The organism is Promicromonospora sp. NPDC023987, from assembly GCF_040639055.1.
In the GTDB taxonomy this organism is placed as follows: Bacteria; Actinomycetota; Actinomycetes; order Actinomycetales; family Cellulomonadaceae; genus Promicromonospora.
The window spans coordinates 1-1,924 of the sequence record NZ_JBEZZF010000153.1 but is presented as its reverse complement, the minus strand read 5'-3'; the positions used below and the strand labels follow the sequence as shown (position 1 = coordinate 1,924).

2 protein-coding genes are annotated in these 1,924 nt (G+C 66.4%); both read left to right on the top strand.

From position 1 onward, the window contains the following. The first annotated feature begins 55 nt into the window (after positions 1 to 55). Positions 56 to 958, top strand: coding sequence for a sugar ABC transporter permease (locus tag AB0F40_RS27450; RefSeq protein WP_357475494.1), 903 nt, complete (start codon positions 56 to 58; stop codon positions 956 to 958). Continuing rightward, positions 955 to 1,845 (top strand): carbohydrate ABC transporter permease, encoded by an 891-nt coding sequence (locus AB0F40_RS27445; protein WP_357475492.1) that lies wholly within the window; start codon positions 955 to 957, stop codon positions 1,843 to 1,845. Before AB0F40_RS27450 ends, AB0F40_RS27445 begins: the two co-directional genes overlap by 4 nt. Positions 1,846 to 1,924 lie beyond the last annotated feature (79 nt).

Sequence of the window (1,924 nt, the reverse complement as noted above, 5' to 3'; positions counted from 1 at the left end):
CGCCGGGTCCCCCTCCCGGCGGCGCGCGGCTGCGCCCACGACCGAGGTACCCCACATGCTCAAGAAACTGCGGCGAGTCGGACCACCGCTCCTCATGCTCGCTCCGTCCCTGATCCTCGTCGGCGTCTTCGTCTACGGACTGATCGCCGCCAACTTCTCCACGTCCTTCACGGACAACCACACCGCCGCCCAGGCCACCGGGCAGGAGCCCGCCGCCTTCGTGTGGTTCACCAACTACTTCGACCTGCTGGCCACCGAGGACTTCCAGCACTCGCTGATGAACCTGCTGCTGTACACGGTCGTGTTCCTCGCCGGGACCATGATCATGGGCTTCCTGTGGGCCTGGATGCTCGACAAGCCGATCAAGGGCGAGGGGCTGTTCCGCTCGGTCTACCTCTTCCCGATGGCGGTCTCGTTCGTCGCCTCGGGTGTGGTGTGGCGCTGGCTGCTCAACTCCAACCAGGACGAGCAGGCCTCGGGCCTCAACCGCCTGTTCCAGATGGTCGGGCTCGACTTCCTGCAGAACAACTGGTGGAACAACGTCACGTTCGGCATCATCGCCATCGCCATCCCCGCGATCTGGCAGCTCTCCGGCTACGTCATGGCGCTGTTCCTCGCCGGGTTCCGCGGCATCCCCGACGAGCTGCGCGAGGCCGCCCGGGTCGACGGCGCCAGCGAGTGGAAGCTCTACCGGTACGTCCTGTTCCCGCAGCTCTCGCCCGTCGCGCTGTCCGCGCTGATCATCATCGGCCACATGTCGCTCAAGGCGTTCGACCTCATCATGTCGATCTCCAAGCCGGCGAACTACCAGACCAAGGTCCCTGCGGTCGACATGTACGTGTTCAAGTCGAGCTTCGACTACGCGAACTCCGCGGCCGTCGGCTCGATCCTGCTGATCATCGTCGCGCTCGTCATCGTGCCCTACCTGATCCGCACGAACCGCGAGGAGAAGCGATGACCGCCGCCACCGACCAGCTCGCAGCGCCCCGCACGACGGTGCGCAGGCCGCCGCCGACCAGCAAGAACCGGTACGCGCTGACCCGCACGCTGAAGTACGCGGGCCTCATCTTCTTCCTCCTGATCGTCCTCATCCCGGTCTACGTGCTGCTCGTGACGAGCTTCAAGGGCACCGGCGACGCCGACCCGAGCCGCGCCTGGGCCTTTCCGCAGATCTGGACCCTGGACAACTGGGCCACGGCCTGGACCGCGCTCGCCCCCTCGATCCTGCGCTCGGTGGCCGTCGTGGTGCCCAGCGCGATCATCGCGGCGTTCCTCGGCTCCCTGAACGGGTTCGTGCTGGCCCGGTGGAGCTTCCGCGGCGCGAACATCGTGTTCACGGTGATCCTGTTCGGGATGTTCATCCCGTACCAGGCGGTGATGATCCCGCTCACGCAGCTGGTCCTCGACCTCGGCATCCCGACGGGTGTGCCGACGCTGATCCTGCTGCACGTCGTCTACGGCATCCCGATCACGACGCTGATCTTCCGCAACTACTACGCCACCGTGCCGCACGAGCTGATCGAGGCCGCCCGCGTCGACGGCGCGGGCATGCTGCGGACGTACTGGTCGATCGTGCTGCCGATCTCGATCCCGAGCTTCGTCGTGGTGCTCATCTGGCAGTTCACGTCGGCCTGGAACGACTTCCTGTTCGCCGTGTTCTTCTCGTCGTCCCAGAACGGCCCCGTCACCGTGGCGCTGAACAACCTCGCCAACGGTGCCCTGCTGCAGAACTACGGCGTCTCGATGGCCGGCGCGCTGTTCGCGTCCCTGCCGACGCTGCTGGTCTACATCGTGCTCGGCAAGTACTTCGTCGGCGGCCTGATGTCGGGCTCGGTCAAGGGCTGACGGGGCGGCCCGGCCACCTGTGGTCGGTAGAACGTCATACGACCTCACCGGCCGCCGGACCGAGGTGAACGCCCTGACC

Coding starts and splice junctions, on each gene's coding strand:
- AB0F40_RS27450 (WP_357475494.1), top strand. CDS start 56: ATGCTCAAGAAACTGCGGCGAGTCGGACCACCGCTCCTCATGCTCGCT.
- AB0F40_RS27445 (WP_357475492.1), top strand. CDS start 955: ATGACCGCCGCCACCGACCAGCTCGCAGCGCCCCGCACGACGGTGCGC.